Source organism: Paraburkholderia fungorum (assembly GCF_900099835.1).
Lineage (GTDB): Bacteria > Pseudomonadota > Gammaproteobacteria > Burkholderiales > Burkholderiaceae > Paraburkholderia > Paraburkholderia fungorum_A.
Genome location: NZ_FNKP01000001.1, coordinates 1,559,979 through 1,577,999 on the forward strand (window position 1 = coordinate 1,559,979; position 18,021 = coordinate 1,577,999).

Sequence of the window (18,021 nt, forward strand, 5' to 3'; positions counted from 1 at the left end):
TTTAAAGCGATACGACTTCGGCGCCAATTAGAGTTATTCATCTAAACTTAGTATTCTGTCATCAAAAAAAGTTTGACCGTTTATTTTTTGTCCTGCTATTGTTGCCTCCCATGACGCGCATGTGACGTTCACGCCAAAAGTTCCATCGACTTCGGCTCGAGTCCCTTACGTTGTCTTTAGCGGTCATGCAAAGCGGAAATGAACGAGTCGACATTGATCCATTAGTACGCCTATCCGTACGTCTACCTGGTTCGATCATTCGCCGCGCGTGACGCGTTGCCGACGCTCGCCCTTACTTCAGCCACGATCATTCGATTCTGGTTGGGAAGGGGCTCGTCAATTTGGATTCCGAATCAAATAGTTAGTCCTAGCGAATCGGATGAAGTGGACGTTGTTCGCCGTAGGTAAGCGTATTCCAGTTTCAGAAATGAACGATTCACGCCGGAGGAGTCAAGGTGGGTACGAAAGTTGAAGGGCAATTTCCGGCAGCATCAGGCGGGATGGAAAGGCCGGGACGCCCGCGCGAGTTCGGGCGCAAGCAGCAAAACCCGGTTCGCCGCTTCGGCGGTATCGCCATTGTTTTGCTGCTGCACGTCGTGCTGATCTACGCACTTATCAATGGCCTCGCCACCAAAGTCGTGCAGGTGATCCAGCATCCGATCGAAACGAAAATCATCGAACCGGTAAAGCCGCCGCCTCCGCCGCCGTTGCCGACAGTGCAATTGCCGCCGCCGAAATTCGCGCCACCGCCGCCGCCGTTCGTGCCGCCGCCCGAGGTGCCGGTGCAGGCACCGCCGCAACCGACCATCGCACATCAGGCTGCGCCGGTCGTCTCCGCGCCTGCTGTGGCGCCGCCCGCACCGCCGGCCCCGCCCGCACCGACCAAACCGGTCAGCACGGAAGTCGGCGTCGTGTGCCCGAATTCGGATCAGATCCGTTCGTCGATCCGCTATCCGAAAGAGGCGCAGGAAAACAACGTGACGGGCGACGTCGTGATCGAGTTCGTTGTCGATCCGCAGGGCCATATTACGAATGAGCGGGTTGCGAAGTCCGCAGACGATTCGTCACTGGATCGCGCTGCCTTCAACGCAGTCAAGCAGTTCTCGTGCGTTTCCCAAGGCCAGGCTGTCCGTGTGCAAGTTCCGTTCTCGTTCAATTTGAACTGAATTCACCGGCTGTCCGGTTCCGGTAGCGATTTATCAGTCTGGGTTTTGACGTTGTACTAATGAACATGGAGCAGGCATGAAGAAGCGTACTCTCGCCGCACTGGCGGCAAGCATGTTGATCGCCGTCACCACGGTGGACTTTGTCGCGCCGCAAACGGCGCATGCACAGGCTAGCGACGCGACCGCGTCGGCTGCCGCACCGGCTACGGCCGCGCCGCAAACAGCGGGCTCCGCCGCCGACGAAGCCGCGCCGCCGCCGATGCCGGCCACGTCCGAAACCGTCAGTAACCCGTACGGTCTCGGCGCACTCTGGAAGAACGGCGACTTCGTGGCGCGCTTCGTTCTGATCCTGCTCGTGATCATGTCGATGGGTAGCTGGTACATCATGATCACCAAGTTCCTCGAGCAATTCCGCGCCAATCGTCGTGCGAAGAGTGCTGACGAACAGTTGTGGAGCGCGCCGTCGCTGGTCGAGGGTGCGAAGCTGCTCGACGAAGCATCGCCGTTCCGCTTCATCGCCGAGACGGCTATCGAGGCAGGCGAGCATCACGACGAAGCGTTGCTCGAAGCAGTGGACCGTAATACCTGGATCGATACATCGGTCGAGCGCGCCATCACCAACGTTTCCAATCGTCTTCAAGACGGCCTGGCTTTTCTTGGTACGGTCGGTTCGACTGCGCCGTTTGTCGGCCTGTTCGGCACGGTGTGGGGTATTTATCACGCGCTGACGGCAATCGGTATTGCCGGCCAGGCATCGATCGACAAGGTCGCGGGTCCGGTCGGCGAAGCGCTGATCATGACCGCAATCGGCCTCGCGGTGGCGGTGCCCGCCGTGCTCGGCTACAACTTCCTGGTTCGTCGCAACAAGTCGGTGATGGAGCGTGTGCGTGCGTTCGGCGCACAACTGCATACGGTTCTGCTGGCCGGCAGCCGCCGCTCCAAACGTGCCTCGACTCGCGAAGCGTCGCTCGCACAATAAGCGGAGTCCGTCATGGCTATGAGCGTTGGGCAGGACGATAACGACGAGGTCATCTCCAGTATCAACACCACGCCGCTCGTCGATGTGATGCTGGTTCTGCTGATCATCTTTCTGATCACGATTCCGGTGGTCACGCACACGGTACCGGTGCAGTTGCCGAAGGAGACGATCCAGCCGTTGCAGACCACGCCGAAAAGCATCGTCATTGCGGTCAATCGCGACGGCGACTTCTTCTGGGACGAGAAACAGGTCGACGCGCCGACGCTGCTGACACGCCTGAAAAGCGTGTCGGTCATGACGCCGCAACCGGAAGTCCACGTGCGCGGCGATCAAAGCACGCGCTATGAATTTATCGGCCGGGTCATTACCGCGTGCGAGCGCGCCGGTATCGCGAAGGTTTCGTTTATCACCGAGCCGCCCGCACGCGGCGGCTAACTTTGCACGTGACCGGACTCGCGCGTTGAACCGCGAGGTCCGGTCGACAGGAGGCGATCATGGGAATGAACGTATCGTCGGGCGGTGGTTCCGAGCCGGACGTAATGGTCGATATCAACACCACGCCGTTGATCGACGTGATGCTGGTGTTGCTGATCATGCTGATCATCACGATTCCGATCCAGACGCACGCGATCAAGATGAACTTGCCGGTGGGTAATCCGCCGCCGCCGATCACGCAGCCGGAAGTGGTGCAGATCGATATCGATTTCGATGGCACGACGACGTGGAACGGACAGCCTGTGCCGGATCGCGCGGCGCTCGAATCCAGGCTTGCGCAAGTCGCGGCGGAACCCGTGCAAGCCGAGATTCATTTGCGGCCGAACAAGCTGGCGCCATACAAGGACGTGGCTGCGGTCATGGCGTCCGCGCAACGAATCGGCGCGACGAAAATCGGGCTGATCGGCAACGAGCAGTACATGCAATAGGAAAGGGCAATGCAAACGATCCATCGACGATTCCGTCGCGCCGTCATGGCGGCCGCTCTGGGCAGTCTTTCCGCACTCGCCATGCTGCCGTCGCTGTCGCATGCGGCAGACACACTGCGCCCGGACGTGGCGAAGCCGCTGAACGATGCACAGAACCTGTACCGCGCGCACAACTACAAGGGCGCGTTGACGAAGATCGATCAGGCTGCGGCCGTGCCAGGCAAGACGCCGTACGAGAGCACCGTGATCGAGGAGATGCGTGGTGCGGCTGCGGCGGCTGCCGGTGACTCCGCTGTCGCTGCTCAGGCCTACGAAACATTATTGAGTTCGGGGCATCTCGCGGGCGCGGACGAACAGCGCACTGAGGCGGCACTCGCGGGCATCTATTTCCAGCAGAAAAACTACGCGCAAGCCGCTAAAACAGCGCAGCGTTATCTGAAGGCGGGTGGCAACGATCCTGATATGCACACGTTGCTGGTTCAGTCTTACTACTTGTCGAACGATTGCGCGAGTGTGGTGAGCCTGCTCAAACCCGCCGTCGATGCACAAGTTCACGCCGGTCGTGTGCCCGACGAATCGCAACTGCAATTGCTCGGCACTTGCGCACAGCGCGTGAAGGACGACGCGACGTATCGCAGCACACTCGAAAAGCTGGTCGCGTATCACCCGAAGCAGTCTTACTGGGACGATCTATTCTCGGCCATCCGCAACAAGCCGGGCTATGCATCGACACTCGATATCGACACGTATCGTCTGCGTCGCGCCACCGGTTCGCTGACTTCCGCCGACGACTACATGGAGATGACGCAACTCGCTATCGTCGCGGGCATCACGGCTGAAGGCAAACAGGTGATCGATCAGGGCTTTACGTCAGGTGCACTCGGACACGATCCGCAGGCCGAGCGTGAAAAGCGCCTGCAGGCGTTGGCAGCAAAACGCGCACAGGCACCCGCCGATCCGGCGAACCCGGTCGCGCCAGTTGATGTCGCTTTCAACGAAGTTTTTGCGGGACAGGCAAAGCAGGGTCTCGCGGGAATGGAGGCAGCAATTGCAAAGGGCGGTCTCGATCACCCGGACCAGGCGCAACTGCATCTCGGCGAAGCCTATTACCTCGCTGGTGAGAAGGCGCGGGCCGTCCAGGCGTTTCGTGCGGTTAAAGGCACTGACGGTTCGGCCGATCTCGCTCGTTTATGGGTACTGGTGGCATCGAAATAAGAACATTCATAGTCAGGCTCTTTCCTCTCTCCTGGTAAAGCGCGTGTTTAACGCGGTTGTACTCGCTATTGCAATTCGATTGCAAACGCGTCTTTACCCTGAGAGTCGGCGCTTGTCGTTTTTTCAGAATCACATTCATCACGTTATTCATGACGATTGGTCACTGCCTTAACGGTGGTGTCTCAGGGAGGATGTTGGTATTCGACTAAACATAATTAGCTTTTATCAAACTATTTTTGACTACAGGATTCTGTCTTGCTATGGTTTTGCCACTCGATAACAAGGCACACATTGCAGTCGCTATAGGAAGCAAGATTCGCGCGCTTCGCCAACGGCTCAAGCGAACGCTGGATGAAGTGGCAACGACTGCGGGGATTTCCAAACCCTTTCTGTCGCAGGTTGAACGGGGGCACGCAACACCTTCAATTACCTCACTGGTTGGTATTGCTCGCGCTTTAGGCGTTACGGTGCAGTACTTCGTCGACACACCGACCGAAGACAAATCGGTGCGCAGGGCGAGTGAGTTGAAGTACTTCGGATTCGACGGAACCGCTAATCGATTTGGGCGGCTCACGAATCTGTCGGTAGGCAGCAAGCTGGAAGTGATTCTCGTCAGGATGCCGGTGGGGCAGAACCCGTCGGAAGTCACGACGCATGCGGGTGAAGAGTTTCTGTATGTGATGAGCGGCCAGATATCGCTCACCCTGGAAGGTACGACGTTCGTATTGCAGGCAGGTGACACCGCGCATTACGAGTCCACCGTGCCGCACGCCTGGTCCAATACTGCCGGCGAAGAAGCAGTGCTTGTGTGGGTAGGTACTCCACGATTGTTCTAGTGCCGTATTACTGGTTTCGTTCCTTCTCGCAAAGGTAGTCGATCCACATTCATAAGTATGCCTTAAGGGTAAATCGATTTTGAAAACCCGGTATTGCGTACGACACATGCGTGATGCCGATTGAAACAAGAAGATAAGAAAACAGAAAGCGCTGCGCATTTCGTTTGTAAGAAATTAGTAGTCCGAGTTTGAATGATTTGAAGAACTCCGTCTTGATGGACGGAGCGGCTTTAAACGGAACGCGGCGCAAGATCGCCGTATATCGAGTGGAGAGGTCCACAAGATCTCTCATCACATATAGCTGTGGCCTTACTGACGAGCGAGAAGGGGAAAAATGAAACAACGGGCATTGGCGTTGGCCATCAAAAGAATAATCTGGGCTGAACTGGCGTTGTCGGCTGCAATTGCCGTTCCGGCATTTGCACAAAGCCAGCCGGCCGCAACCGGAACGGCGACGGCTTCAACGACGGCGGAAAGCACGCCGGCTGCGGCTGCGGCGGCGGTTCCTGGATCGGGTGCGGCTGCGACATCGTCTGCGGACAGCGGCGCGACGACGACGGGCAAGGGCAACGTTCAGCAACTGAAGAAGTTTGAAGTGACCGGTTCGCTGATCCGTCAATCAGACAAGACGGGCTTCAATTCGGTTCAGACCATCACCGCAAAAGACATTTCAAATAGCGGCTATACCAACGTATCAGACTATCTGCGCGGCACGTCGGCAAACTCGGCCAGTAGCTGGAGCGAGGGACAAAGCAGTAACTTCGCGGCGGGCGGCGCGGGTCTCGCACTGCGAGGCCTGAGCGAAAAATACACGCTGGTGCTGGTCGATGGTCAACGCGTGGCGCCGTATGCGTTCGCATCGAACGGAACGGATACGTTCTTCGATCTGAATACGTTGCCGCTGAACATTATTGATCGCGTGGAAATCGTGAAAACCGGCGCCGTGTCGCAATATGGCTCCGACGCGATTGCCGGCGTGGTCAACATCATTACGAAACACGACTACCAGGGATTGCAGCTCGACGGCAGCTATGGCGGTGCGACGCAGGGCGGCGAGGGCACGACCCAGTTTAGCGTTCTCGGCGGCTTCGGCGACCTGAATTCCGATCGCTTTAACGTGACGGCGGCAGCGAGTTATTACCACTCGAACGGCTTTACGCTGGCAGACCGCGACACCACGCAGAACCAGGACTTCACGAATAAGGCGGGTGGTCTGTCGTTGCTCGCACCTTCGTTCTGGCAAACGGCGAATGGTCCGCAGGCTCTGATCGGTGGTTGCCCAAGCGGCGGCTCGGTGCGCGACGCGTCGACGAACTACTACACGCAAACGGCCGGCACGGTCTGCGGCGCCAATACGGCGGAAAGCACATCGATCTCGCCGCTGGTGGATCGCCTCAGCGCAAAGGTCCACGCTGACTTCAAGATCGACGACCGGACAACGGCGTTCGCAGATCTTTGGGAAAGCAACAACACCACGACCATGAACAATGGCGTGCAGACCGTCGGCAATGCGCCTTCCACGCTGATCTGGAACCCGGCAACCAAGACGCTCAGCGACTTCAATATCAACGTCCCTGCGGGCGCGTTGTACAACCCGTTCGGGGCGGCTACTCCGCTGATCTACAGTTTCCCGTACGCGACGTCGGACACGACTTACTCGAACTTCTGGCGTGCGTCTACCGGCTTGAAGGGTTCGTTCACCGCGCCGAATGGCGACTGGGACTGGGCAGCGTCGTATAGCCATTCCCAAAGCACGGTCGACAACACGTATAACAACGTGCTGAACGCGGCTGCGCTCGCGAACATCTATCAAGGCAACGTTTATAACTTCGCCAATCCGTCGTCGACGCCGAACGGCCTGAACGGTCTGTTCATGCAGGCCACGAACGAAGGTATCTCGAAGCTCGATACGCTTGACGCGACGCTGTCGACCCCGACGCTCTTCAAGATTCCGACTGGCGACGTTGGCCTCGGTCTCGGCGCACAGTTCCTTCACGAGAGCGAGTTCATTGGCCAGGGCGCAGAGTTCACAAGCGGTGAAGTCGCGAACCCGCTGCTTCAATCGGTGAGCGGCGAGCGCAACGTCGCGGCGATCTATTACCAGATCGACATTCCTATTATCCGTAACCTGACGTTCAGTCAGTCGGGCCGCTACGACCACTATAGCGACTTCGGCGGTGCGTTCTCGCCGCGCTACGCGTTGCGCTATCAGCCGGTTTCGGCGTTGACGATGTACGGCTCTTTTAACCGCGGCTTCCGTGCACCGACGTTCGTGGAAAACACGGCGTCGACAAACGTGGGCTTGCAACAGAACGGCAATAACCTCGTCAATACGGTGTCGGAAGGCAACCCGAATCTGCAACCCGAACGTACGAAGAACTACAACCTCGGCTTCGAACTGTCGCCGACGCGTACGACCGATGTGGGCTTCGACTGGTACAAGATTCGCGTGACCAACGTGATCGGACAGGCCAACCTGCCGACTGTGATCGAACAGAATAATCCGTCGCAAGTGGTCCGCAATCCGGACGGCTCGATTGCTTACGTCAATCTGCCGTACGAGAATCTGGGTTACCTCGACACGGACGGTTTCGAAGGCACGCTGCGTCAGTCGTTGAAGACAACGGTGGGTACATTCACGCTGTCTGCGGACTGGGCTTATGTGAACCACTTCAAGATCGGCCTGCCGGGTCAATCGCCGATCAATTCAGCGGGTAATAACCTTGCGATCGAACAGCCTTTCGGCGGCAGCTTCCCGCGCTGGAAGGGCAACACCGAGTTGAGCTGGGCGTACAACAAGTGGACGACGTCATTGACGTGGCAATACACCGGCCCCTACTCGCAGGCGATTGTCGGCGACGGCTCGCAGAGCGTCGCGTCGTACAGCCAGTTCAACCTGTATGCAACTTACACGGGTATCAAGCACTGGACGATTTACGCCGGTATCAACAACATCTTCAACAAGGCGCCTCCGTTTGACGCCGTCTGGCAGAACGGTCTCGATCAGACCGGTTATGACCAGTCGCTGTACAACTACTATGGCCGTTATGCGCAGATCGGTGCAACGTACAAGTTCTGATGTTTAACGGCGGTGTCCGTTTGTTGGCAACAATTGGGTAATGATTTGCCGATGAACGGGCAATGCGCTCCGGTTCTTTTCATCCAGAGCCGGAGCGCATGAATTTTGGTGTTGCATAGTGTGTTTGAGTGGCGCGAGCGTGATCGCGAGCGCCATCCCGTCCACTGGACGAAGCGCTCCATATCTGATCTGGTGCGCGTTTCCAAGCAAAACTGATGATGAGACATGTGAAGTTCCGGTTGTCGCGCGCCGTGCCGTCTGTGGCGATAGCGTTGTGTGCGCTCGGCGCTGTCTCGATGCCCGCGCAGGCGAAGCCGTCGATCTCACAGTACGACCAGCCGAAGTACCCCGCGAATTTCACGCATTTCGATTACGCGAATCCGGATGCCCCCGCGAACGGTGCGCTGACGTTCCAGAACTACAACGACCTGCAAACTTACGATTCGCTGAATCCATTTCTCGTGCGGGGTGCACCTGCCCCGGATATTCTGAATCTGATGTTCGATACGCTCATGCAGCGTAGCTGGGACGAACTGGCCTCTGAATATCCATTGATTGCGAACGATGTAGACGTTGCTGACGATCTGACTTCGGCGACATTTCACATCAATCCTGCCGCGCGCTTTTCGAACGGTGATCCGATTACCGCCGCCGACGTAAAGTACTCATTCGACACGCTGACGAGCGCACAGGCATCGCCGCTATTCAACGCGCAATTCGCGGTGATCAAGAGCGCGACGGTGGTCGATAAAAGCACTATCCGCTTCGATTTCAAACATGCAGAGCGTGACGCGCCTCTCATTGCCGGTGACCTGCCGGTCTTCTCTCCGAAATGGGGCATGCAGGAAAACGGCAAGCGTCTTCCTTTCGATCAGATAGCGACGGCGCCGCCCATCAGCAGCGGCCCGTATCTGATAGAAGATCGCAAGAACGACAAGCAGATTTCTTACCGCCGCAACCCGGACTATTGGGCGGCTAATCTGCCGTCGCGGCGTGGCATGTACCACTTCGAGCGCATTACGTTCAAGCTCTATCGCGACCAGTACACGAAACTCGAAGCGTTCAAGGCTGGCAACGATGACATCGACGTGGAATATAGCGCGACTCAATGGGCACGCAAATATATCGGCAAGAACTTCGATAACGGCTTGTTGAAGAAAGGCGATTTCGCGGATGGTCCCGCGCAGATGCAGGGCTTTCTGATCAACATGCGCAAGCCGATGTTCCAGGACGTGCGCGTGCGTCACGCACTGAGCCTCGCCTTCGATTACGACTGGATGAACCGCATGATGTTCTACGGTCAATATCGGCGCACGCAAAGCTATTTCGACGCGAGTCCGTTCGCAGCGACCGGTATGCCCAGTACCAAAGAGTTGGCATTGCTCAATCCCTGGCGGGGCAGCATCCCGTCCGAAGCTTTCGGCCCGATGCTGAAGCAGCCCACCACGATCGCTCCCGATTCATTGCGCGGCAATTTGCGGGAAGCGCGTGATCTGCTCGCGCAAGCCGGTTGGCACTATCGCGACGGCGCATTGCGCGACGCGAACGGCACGCCGATGACTATCGAGGTGATGGATGACCAGCCTGGCATGGATCGCCTGATTCTGCCGTACATGCAGGCACTCGGCACGCTCGGCATTCAGGCGCATATGCGTGAACTCGACAGCGCGCTTTACCAGAAGCGGCTCGACAACTTCGAATACGACATGACCACCTATATTTACTCGCCCGTCACGATTCCGGGTGCGGAGTTGACACGCCGTTTCGGTAGCGCGGCGGCGTCGCAGGTCGGCTCGGAGAACTATCCTGGCATTCGTTCGAAGGCCGTGGATTCGCTGATTCATTCCGCGCTTGCTGCCGACAACCTCGACGATCTGGAAGCCGCGACCCGCGCGCTGGATCGCGTGATGATCAACTCGTACTATCTCGTTCCCCAATACTACGCACCCGGTGCGCGGATCGGCTACAAGTCGACACTCGCTCATCCGTCCACTGTGCCCGTGTCGTATCAATACGAGGACTGGGTAATCGACTACTGGTACGCGAAGCAGCCGCCCGCGCAAACCGCATCCTCTTCCACGACTACGGCCCACTGAGGCACCGCATGCTCGCCTACATTCTCAGACGATTGCTCCTGATGGTGCCGACACTGCTCGGCGTGGTGACGCTCACCTTTGTCGTTACGCAGTTCGTGCCGGGTGGGCCGGTCGAACAGGTGATGACGCAACTCCGCCACGGCACTGGCCGTGGTGGAGAGGCAGGGGCGGGCGGTGGTGGCTATCACGGCAGCCAGGGTGTCGATCCGCAGCAACTCGAACAGATCAAGAAACAGTTCGGCTTCGATAAACCGCCGCTAGAACGCTATTTTCTGATGCTCCGGCGTTACGCGACATTCGATCTCGGCCAGTCGTACTACCAGCATGACAGCGTATGGGCGGTGATTCGCTCGAAGCTGCCGGTGTCGATCACGTTGGGACTGTGGACGGTATTGCTGACCTATCTGGTGTCGGTGCCTTTAGGTATTGCTAAAGCGGTACGCAATGGCTCACGTTTCGATACGCTCACCAGTGTTCTGGTACTCGCGGGTTATGCGATTCCAGGCTTCGTACTCGGCGTTTTGTTGCTGATGCTGTTCGGCGGCGGCACCTTCTGGCAGGTGTTTCCCATGCGCGGTCTCACGTCGGATAACTTCAGCGACCTCAGTACTTTCGGGAAGCTACTCGACTATCTGTGGCATATCGTCTTGCCGGTGACTGCTTCGGTGGTGGGCAACTTCGCGATCGTCACGATCCTCACCAAGAATACTTTTCTCGAAGAAATCGGCCGGCAGTATGTATTGACAGCGCGCGCGAAAGGTTCGCCGGAGCGTGACGTGTTGTGGAAGCACGTATTGCGCAATGCGGCGATTCCCTTGCTGACCGGTTTGCCCGCGGCCTTCGTCGGCGCGTTTCTGAACGGCAATCTGCTGATCGAAACACTGTTCTCCCTCGACGGCATGGGCCAGCTTTCGTACGACTCGGTGATTCGCCGTGATTATCCCGTTGTGCTCGGCTCGCTGTTTCTGTTCACGCTGATCGCCCTCGTAACCAAACTCATTGCTGACGTCTGCTATGTCCTCGTCGACCCCCGCATCCAATTCAACCGCCTGGACCGCTGATTCGTCCGGCGCGGCGCACGCGGCGTCGCCGTCACCGTGGCGGCGTACGTGGCTTCGCTTTAAACAACAGCGCCTTGGCTACTGGAGTCTGGTGATCTTCGTGTCGCTGTTCGCCATCAGCCTGCTCGGCGAGGTGCTGTCGAACGATCGTCCGCTGATAGTCCGTTACGACGGGCACTATTATTTCCCGATCGTGAAGGATTACCCGGAGACGCTATTCGGCGGAGACTTTCCCGCGCGCGCGAATTATCTCGACCCGTATATCCGCTCGCGTCTCGAATCCAAAGGCAACTTTGCGGTCTATCCGCCGAATCATTTTCATTACGACACGATCGACTACTTCGCCGCACATCCTTATCCCGCTCCACCGACCACGACGAATTGGCTCGGCACGGATCAATTCGGACGCGATGTGCTGGCGAGACTTCTTTATGGCTTCAGACTGTCGGTACTGATGGCGCTTGCGCTCACGGTATCGGGCGTATTGATCGGCGTATTGACGGGGGCCATTCAGGGCTTTTATGGCGGCCGAACCGATCTTGTCGGTCAGCGGCTGATCGAAATATGGAGTTCGATGCCGGACCTCTACCTGCTGATTATCTTTGCGTCGATTTTCGAACCCACGCTGTGGTTGCTCTTCATTCTGCTGTCGATGTTCGGCTGGCTCGTGCTGTCCGACTATGTGCGCGCCGAGTTCCTGCGTAACCGCTCGCTCGACTACGTGAGAGCGGCGCGCACGATGGGTCTGAGCAACTGGCAGATCATGTGGCGCCATGTGTTGCCGAACAGTCTTACGCCCGTGATTACATTCCTGCCGTTTCGAATGAGCGCGGCCATTCTGTCGCTGACGAGTCTCGACTTTCTCGGACTTGGCGTGCCGCCGCCGACACCGAGCCTCGGCGAGTTGCTACAGGAAGGCAAAAACAATCTCGACGCATGGTGGATTTCGATGTCGGCATTTGCTGCACTGGTCATCACGTTGTTGCTATTGACCTTTATGGGCGACGCGCTGCGTAATGCACTCGACACGCGTTCGCGCGGTTCGGCCTTCGGTGGAGGTCCGCGATGACAGCAATGCAGATGCACGAGAACAGACCCTTGCTCGAAATCGACCGCTTTTCCGTGCGTTTCGGTGGGAAGGTGGCAGTGCATGAATTGAGCCTTTCAATTGCACGCGGCGAGCGCGTGGCGCTGGTCGGAGAATCGGGTTCCGGTAAGAGCGTGACGGCGTTATCCATTCTGCGACTCGTAGAACATGCGGAATTGAGTGGCCGGATGTTGCTCGACGGCGAGGACCTGTTGCAGAAAACCGAGCAACAGATGCGCGGCCTGCGTGGTGCAGACGTGGCAATGGTGTTTCAGGAACCGATGACCGCGCTCAATCCGCTCTTCACGATCGGCAAGCAGATTGCGGAAAGTCTGCGACTGCATGAGGGTTTGCGTCCCAACGCAGCGCGCCAGCGCGGCATCGAGTTGCTGCGCCGTACCGGCATTCCCGAGCCCGAACGCAGAATCGACAGCTTTCCGCACCAGTTGTCCGGTGGGCAACGACAGCGCGCAATGATCGCAATGGCACTTGCATGCCGTCCGCGTCTATTGCTCGCCGACGAGCCGACCACCGCGCTCGACGTCACCGTGCGTCAGCAGATTGTCGATCTGCTGATTTCGTTGCAGGAGCAGGAAGCAGCGGAACGCGGGATGGCGGTGCTGCTCATCACGCACGATCTGAATCTGGTGAAGCGTTTTGCGCAGCGTGTCGCAGTGATGGAGAAGGGCGTTCTCGTGGAAACCAACACCACGGAAGCACTATTTGCAAATCCGCAGCATCCATACACGCAGCGTCTGCTGGACAGCGAGCCGCAACGGGCAATCGAACCGGTCGACTCGAAAGCGCGCCGTCTGCTCGAAGTGCAAGGGCTGGCCGTCGATTACCGCACGTCCGCGAAAGGCTGGCGTTCGATGTTCGGCAGCTCCACTTTCCGTGCAGTTCATGACATCGATCTGAGCGTGCGGCGCGGGGAAACGCTCGGTATCGTCGGCGAATCGGGGTCGGGAAAATCGACGCTCGCGGCCGCGGTGCTCGGTCTTCAGCAACCTGCGGCGGGCTATATTCATATCGACGGCATGCCGCTTTCGACGCTGAAAACCGCGAAGTCGCGTCGCGCGTTGTATTCACGCATGCAAGTCGTGTTTCAGGACCCGTTCGGCTCACTATCGCCGCGCATGACCGTCGAACAGATCGTCGGCGAGGGTCTCGTCATGCATCGCCCGGAAATCGACGTCAAAGCGCGTCGCGCGCGTGTGGGCAGTTTGCTCGAAGAAGTCGGCATGCCCGCCGAATCGATGCTGCGCTATCCCCAGGAGTTCTCCGGTGGTCAGCGGCAACGCATTGCGATTGCGCGCGCCCTGGCGGTGCAGCCGGAATTGCTGGTACTCGATGAACCGACCAGCGCACTCGACGTATCGATCCAGAAGCAGGTGTTGAGTTTGCTCACCAATCTGCAAAAGAAATACGCGCTAAGCTATCTGTTCATTACGCACGATCTGGCGGTGATGCGGGCCATGGCGCATCGCGTGATTGTGATGAAATCGGGGCGTGTTGTCGAATCCGGTGACACGCTCGACGTATTGCATGCGCCATCGCATCCTTATACACGGTCGTTGCTGGCTTCGTCGCTTGCCGTGCCCGAGCAGGCCGTCAGCATGATTTCAACGGAAAATGCCAATGATTGACGAACGTTGGGCGCAAGCCGCCCGTGCGCTAAAAAGTGACGCGGCGTTCTGGTCGCTGCGCATTGTCGACGAACGGGTCGACGATCACGAAATCCGCAACGATATCGCGCAGCCGCTGCGCACCGTGCGCGATCGCGGCGCGATGTTGATCGCGTGGGTCGGCGCAGGCGCGGGTTATGCGGCTACCGCGAATCTGTCGGCAGCGGGTTTGCAGGCGGCACTCGATATCGCTACTGCACGCGCTGAAGCAAGCGCGTCGCTTTCGTTGATCGATCATCGCGAGGTTGTGCGGCCTGCTGCGAGCGGTGCCTATATATCGCCGAATGTGCAGAAGCCGTTGCCGGGCCGGGCAGAATGGCTCGACATTCTGGGCATGGAATGCGCCCGCGCGAATCTCGATACGCGCATTGTCGAGCGCGTTGCGGCGGTGCAGATTACGCATGCCGATCAGTTTTATATCACCAGCGAAGGTGTTCGAATCGATCAGCAATTCCAGTTCGTGATGCCGCAATTGAGCGTAGCGGCCCATGCGAATGGCGATACGCAGACACGCACGCTGGGCGGCAATTACGGCACGCTGGGACAAGGCGGAATGGAAGTGCTGGCGCGTTTCGGTTTCGAAGGATCAGGCGTGCGCGTCGCTAATGAAGCACTGCAATTGCTGGCTGCGCCGAATTGCCCGTCGGGTAAGCGTGATTTGCTGCTCATGCCCGATCAGATGATGTTGCAGATTCACGAATCGATTGGTCATCCGCTGGAGCTTGACCGGATTCTCGGTGACGAACGCAATTTTGCGGGCTGGAGTTTCGTCAAGCAGGAGATGTTCGGTTCGTATCGCTACGGCTCGGAATTGCTGAACGTCACGTTCGATCCCGATCTGCGAGAAGAAGCGGCTGCTTATGCATTCGACGACGACGGCACGGAAGCGCGCAAAGAGTATCTGATTCGTGACGGCATACTCGAACGTCCGTTAGGCGGCGCACTGTCACAGCAGCGCGCGGGAATGTCAGGCGTTGCCAACTCGCGCGCATCGAACTGGAACCGGCCGCCAATTGACAGAATGGCGAATCTGAATATCGAACCTGGCGAGAGTTCGCTGGAGCAGATGATCGGCAATATCGAACATGGCATTCTGATGCGCACGAATACGTCGTGGTCGATTGACGATCACCGGAACAAATTCCAGTTCGGCTGCGAATTCGGTCAGCTGATTGAAAACGGCAAACTCACTCAGGTTGTAAAACAGCCGAATTATCGCGGCATATCCGCGAATTTCTGGCGCAGTTTAAGTGCGGTGGGCAATGCGTCCACTCGCGAAGTGTATGGCACGTCGATGTGCGGCAAGGGCGAACCTGCGCAGATTATTCGTGTGGGACATGCGTCGCCCGCATGCGTGTTCAGCAATATCGACGTATTTGGAGGCGCGTGATGAGCCAGTTGATTTCTTCACGCGCGGCGGCGTCGGTGGACTGGCAAAGCTATTTCAATTCATTGGCCGATGCCATCGAGCGTTTGCAACAGAGCGGCGAGACCACACTCAGCTCGTTCGCGGGTGAGCAGTCCGACTTTATCCGCTTCAACGCGGGCAAAGTGAGGCAGACCGGCAGCGTGTCGCAAGGCAAGCTGACGCTGCGTCTGATCGACGGAGCACGTCAGGCGTATTCGACGCTGACGGTTTGCGGCGATCTGCAACAGGATCTCGACGACGTCAGCTCGGCGCTCGCCGCCTTGCGCGAAGGTCTGCGCGATGCCGCCGACGATCCGCATCTGCTGTTCGACACGACGAAATGGTCACGCGTCACGCAGCGTTCCGGCAAGCTACCCGATCCCGGTAATCTGTCCCGCGTGGTGGCGGAGTGTGCAAAGGGGCTCGATTTCGTCGGCTTCTACGCCGGCGGCACGATTGTGCGCGGCTTCGCGTCCACGAGCGGTAGTCGGGGCTGGTATGAGGTGGACAACTTCAATTTCAGCTGGTCGCTCTATGACCCGAGCGGCCGCGCGATCAAGACGACTTACGCTGGCGACGACTGGAGTGACGCTGTATTCGCCAATAAAGTCGAGCAGGCCGCGACTCGACTCACGGTGCTCGCCCGAGCGCCGCGTGCATTGTCGCCGGGGCGTTATCGTTCGTGGATTGCGCCTGCCGCGCTTGCCGAACTGTTGGGCGTTGCTTCGTGGGCCGGGTTTTCCGCACGGGCTCAGGCGAGTTCGCGTAGTGAGTTGTACAAGCTGCATACCGGTGAAGTGACGCTCGATCCGCGTGTGACGATCAGCGAAGATCTGACGCTCGGCATTACCCCGGGTTTCAACGACGACGGCTATTTGCGCGACAGCGTTGCGCTGATCGAAGCGGGCCGGAGTGTCGAGCGACTGACTAACGCCCGGAGCGCACGCGAGTATGGTTTGACACCGAATGGCGCATTGCCGAACGAATCGCCCGTCGCGCTTTCAATGGAAGCGGGTGATCTGCGCGAAGAAGATGTACTCGCAAAACTGGGTACAGGTCTCTACATCGGCAATCTCTGGTACGTGAATTTTTCAGACCGGATGAATTGCCGGCTCACCGGCATGACGCGCTTTGCGACCTTCTGGGTGGAAGACGGTGAAATCGTTGCGCCGCTCGAAGCCATGCGTTTCGACGATAGCCTGTACCGCCTGCTAGGCGGCGAACTCGAACAACTCGGTGCGGAAGCGGAACTGCAATTGAGCGATTCGACCTGGGGCGAGCGCGCCACGGGCGGCATGCAACTACCCGGCATTCTGGTGAGATCATTTGAACTGACGTTATGAGCCTATGGGCCAAAAAAATCTGGAAGAAAAAGTAGAATCTGGGAGATTGCCCGAGGGCATGACGTTGCGTGCATTGCGTGTTGCCGATGCCGGGCAATTCCACGCGATGCTGCAGCTGCCCGCGGTCGTTCATGGCAATCCGCATGTGCCATTCGAGTCGGTGACGGTCACGCGGGAGTACATCGAAAAGCTCGATCCGCGTGAAATAGCTATTGCGGCGATGGTAGGCGATACGTTTGTCGGTGAAGCGGAATTGACGCCATTCAAAGGTCGGCGTGCGCATGCCGGATCGCTCGCGATTGGTGTTCACGACGCGTGGCAGCGGCGCGGCATCGGCAACGTGTTGATGAGCGAATTACTCGATCTCGCCGACAATTGGCTCGGCCTGCGTCGCATCGAGTTGACCGTATTCGCCGACAACCATGCGGCGCTCGCGTTGTATCGCAAATTCGGTTTCGTGATCGAAGCGCGTCAACGCGGTGCTGTCTTGCGTCGTGGCGTGTTGATAGACTGCTATTTGATGGCACGTTTGCGCGAACCCGCGCCATTGATGCCGCCAGTCTCCGGTTCCAACCTCGCCGCGAACTAGACCATGAACGAAACAACGTTGCAGAGCGACGCGTCACTCAGGAATCGCGTAACGGTGAAGCGATGCGAGCCGGCCGATATGGAAGCGCTCGCCGAAATCATGAATCTGCCCGCCGTGCGGCGCGGCACACTGTCAACCGGCTATCGCCGGATCGAACAGATACGGGTATGGAGTGAGAGCAGGCGCGAGGGCAGTGTGATTGTGTGCGCGTGGCTCGACGACACGATAGTGGGCAATGCCAGCCTTGAAACGTATCGCCCCGGCCGTTCACATTGTGCGAGTCTCGGCCTGGCGGTGCACGATGCGTATCAGCGTCGCGGTGTTGGCTCGGCGCTGTTACACGCGCTAACCGATTACGCCGACAACTCGCTGGGGTTACGCCGGGTCGAACTGACCGTGTTTGCCGATAATGTGCCGGCAATCGCGCTATATCTCAGCGCCGGGTTCGTCGAAGAAGGGCGCTCGCGTGCTTATGCGATGCGCGACGGCGTCCTGGCCGACGTTATACATATGGCGCGCATTGTCGACGCGCCTCGTTTCGAGACAATCTGAAC

General features: G+C 58.3%; 15 protein-coding genes. All 15 read left to right on the plus strand.

From position 1 onward, the window contains the following. Positions 1 to 455: 455 nt before the first annotated feature. The 15 genes from BLS41_RS06935 to BLS41_RS07005 all read left to right on the plus strand — a co-directional run bounded on the left by BLS41_RS06935 (position 456) and on the right by BLS41_RS07005 (position 18,019). Positions 456 to 1,166 carry an energy transducer TonB gene (locus tag BLS41_RS06935; protein ID WP_074763626.1) on the plus strand — a complete coding sequence of 237 codons (711 nt, stop codon included), beginning with the start codon at positions 456 to 458 and terminating at the stop codon, positions 1,164 to 1,166. Between the two features lie 76 nt (positions 1,167 to 1,242). After that, positions 1,243 to 2,145, plus strand: a complete 903-nt coding sequence (locus tag BLS41_RS06940) for a MotA/TolQ/ExbB proton channel family protein (RefSeq protein WP_074763627.1) — start codon at positions 1,243 to 1,245, stop codon at positions 2,143 to 2,145. A gap of 12 nt (positions 2,146 to 2,157) precedes the next feature. Further along, complete coding sequence (locus tag BLS41_RS06945; RefSeq protein WP_074763628.1) at positions 2,158 to 2,580, plus strand: ExbD/TolR family protein; 423 nt, start codon at positions 2,158 to 2,160, stop codon at positions 2,578 to 2,580. A 59-nt stretch (positions 2,581 to 2,639) separates the two neighbouring features. Beyond that, entirely contained in the window at positions 2,640 to 3,068 is a 429-nt protein-coding gene (locus tag BLS41_RS06950; RefSeq protein ID WP_074763629.1) for an ExbD/TolR family protein, read from the plus strand. 9 nt (positions 3,069 to 3,077) lie between these two features. Continuing rightward, positions 3,078 to 4,283 carry a tetratricopeptide repeat protein gene (locus BLS41_RS06955; RefSeq protein ID WP_074763630.1) on the plus strand — a complete coding sequence of 402 codons (1,206 nt, stop codon included), beginning with the start codon at positions 3,078 to 3,080 and terminating at the stop codon, positions 4,281 to 4,283. Positions 4,284 to 4,543: 260 nt separating this feature from the next. Then, complete coding sequence (locus BLS41_RS06960) at positions 4,544 to 5,119, plus strand: helix-turn-helix domain-containing protein (protein WP_074763631.1); 576 nt, start codon at positions 4,544 to 4,546, stop codon at positions 5,117 to 5,119. A 334-nt stretch (positions 5,120 to 5,453) separates the two neighbouring features. Beyond that, positions 5,454 to 8,198, plus strand: a complete 2,745-nt coding sequence (locus BLS41_RS06965; RefSeq protein ID WP_074763632.1) for a TonB-dependent receptor — start codon at positions 5,454 to 5,456, stop codon at positions 8,196 to 8,198. A 218-nt stretch (positions 8,199 to 8,416) separates the two neighbouring features. After that, complete coding sequence (locus tag BLS41_RS06970) at positions 8,417 to 10,294, plus strand: extracellular solute-binding protein (protein WP_074766334.1); 1,878 nt, start codon at positions 8,417 to 8,419, stop codon at positions 10,292 to 10,294. Positions 10,295 to 10,302: 8 nt separating this feature from the next. Next, on the plus strand, positions 10,303 to 11,355 hold the full coding sequence (locus BLS41_RS06975; RefSeq protein ID WP_074763633.1) for a microcin C ABC transporter permease YejB: 1,053 nt from the start codon (positions 10,303 to 10,305) through the stop codon (positions 11,353 to 11,355). After that, on the plus strand, positions 11,309 to 12,424 hold the full coding sequence (locus BLS41_RS06980; protein ID WP_074763634.1) for an ABC transporter permease: 1,116 nt from the start codon (positions 11,309 to 11,311) through the stop codon (positions 12,422 to 12,424). The genes BLS41_RS06975 and BLS41_RS06980 overlap by 47 nt, the downstream gene beginning before the upstream one ends. Then, the gene (locus BLS41_RS06985; protein ID WP_074763635.1) at positions 12,421 to 14,088 is read left to right on the plus strand and encodes an ABC transporter ATP-binding protein; all 1,668 of its coding nucleotides are present in this window, start codon (positions 12,421 to 12,423) and stop codon (positions 14,086 to 14,088) included. Before BLS41_RS06980 ends, BLS41_RS06985 begins: the two co-directional genes overlap by 4 nt. Further along, positions 14,081 to 15,517, plus strand: a complete 1,437-nt coding sequence (locus BLS41_RS06990; protein WP_074763636.1) for a TldD/PmbA family protein — start codon at positions 14,081 to 14,083, stop codon at positions 15,515 to 15,517. The genes BLS41_RS06985 and BLS41_RS06990 overlap by 8 nt, the downstream gene beginning before the upstream one ends. Further along, positions 15,517 to 16,878 (plus strand): TldD/PmbA family protein, encoded by a 1,362-nt coding sequence (locus tag BLS41_RS06995; protein ID WP_074763637.1) that lies wholly within the window; start codon positions 15,517 to 15,519, stop codon positions 16,876 to 16,878. Before BLS41_RS06990 ends, BLS41_RS06995 begins: the two co-directional genes overlap by 1 nt. A 58-nt stretch (positions 16,879 to 16,936) precedes the next feature. After that, positions 16,937 to 17,467 (plus strand): GNAT family N-acetyltransferase, encoded by a 531-nt coding sequence (locus BLS41_RS07000; protein WP_074763638.1) that lies wholly within the window; start codon positions 16,937 to 16,939, stop codon positions 17,465 to 17,467. Between the two features lie 3 nt (positions 17,468 to 17,470). After that, positions 17,471 to 18,019 (plus strand): GNAT family N-acetyltransferase, encoded by a 549-nt coding sequence (locus tag BLS41_RS07005; RefSeq protein WP_074763639.1) that lies wholly within the window; start codon positions 17,471 to 17,473, stop codon positions 18,017 to 18,019. Positions 18,020 to 18,021 lie beyond the last annotated feature (2 nt).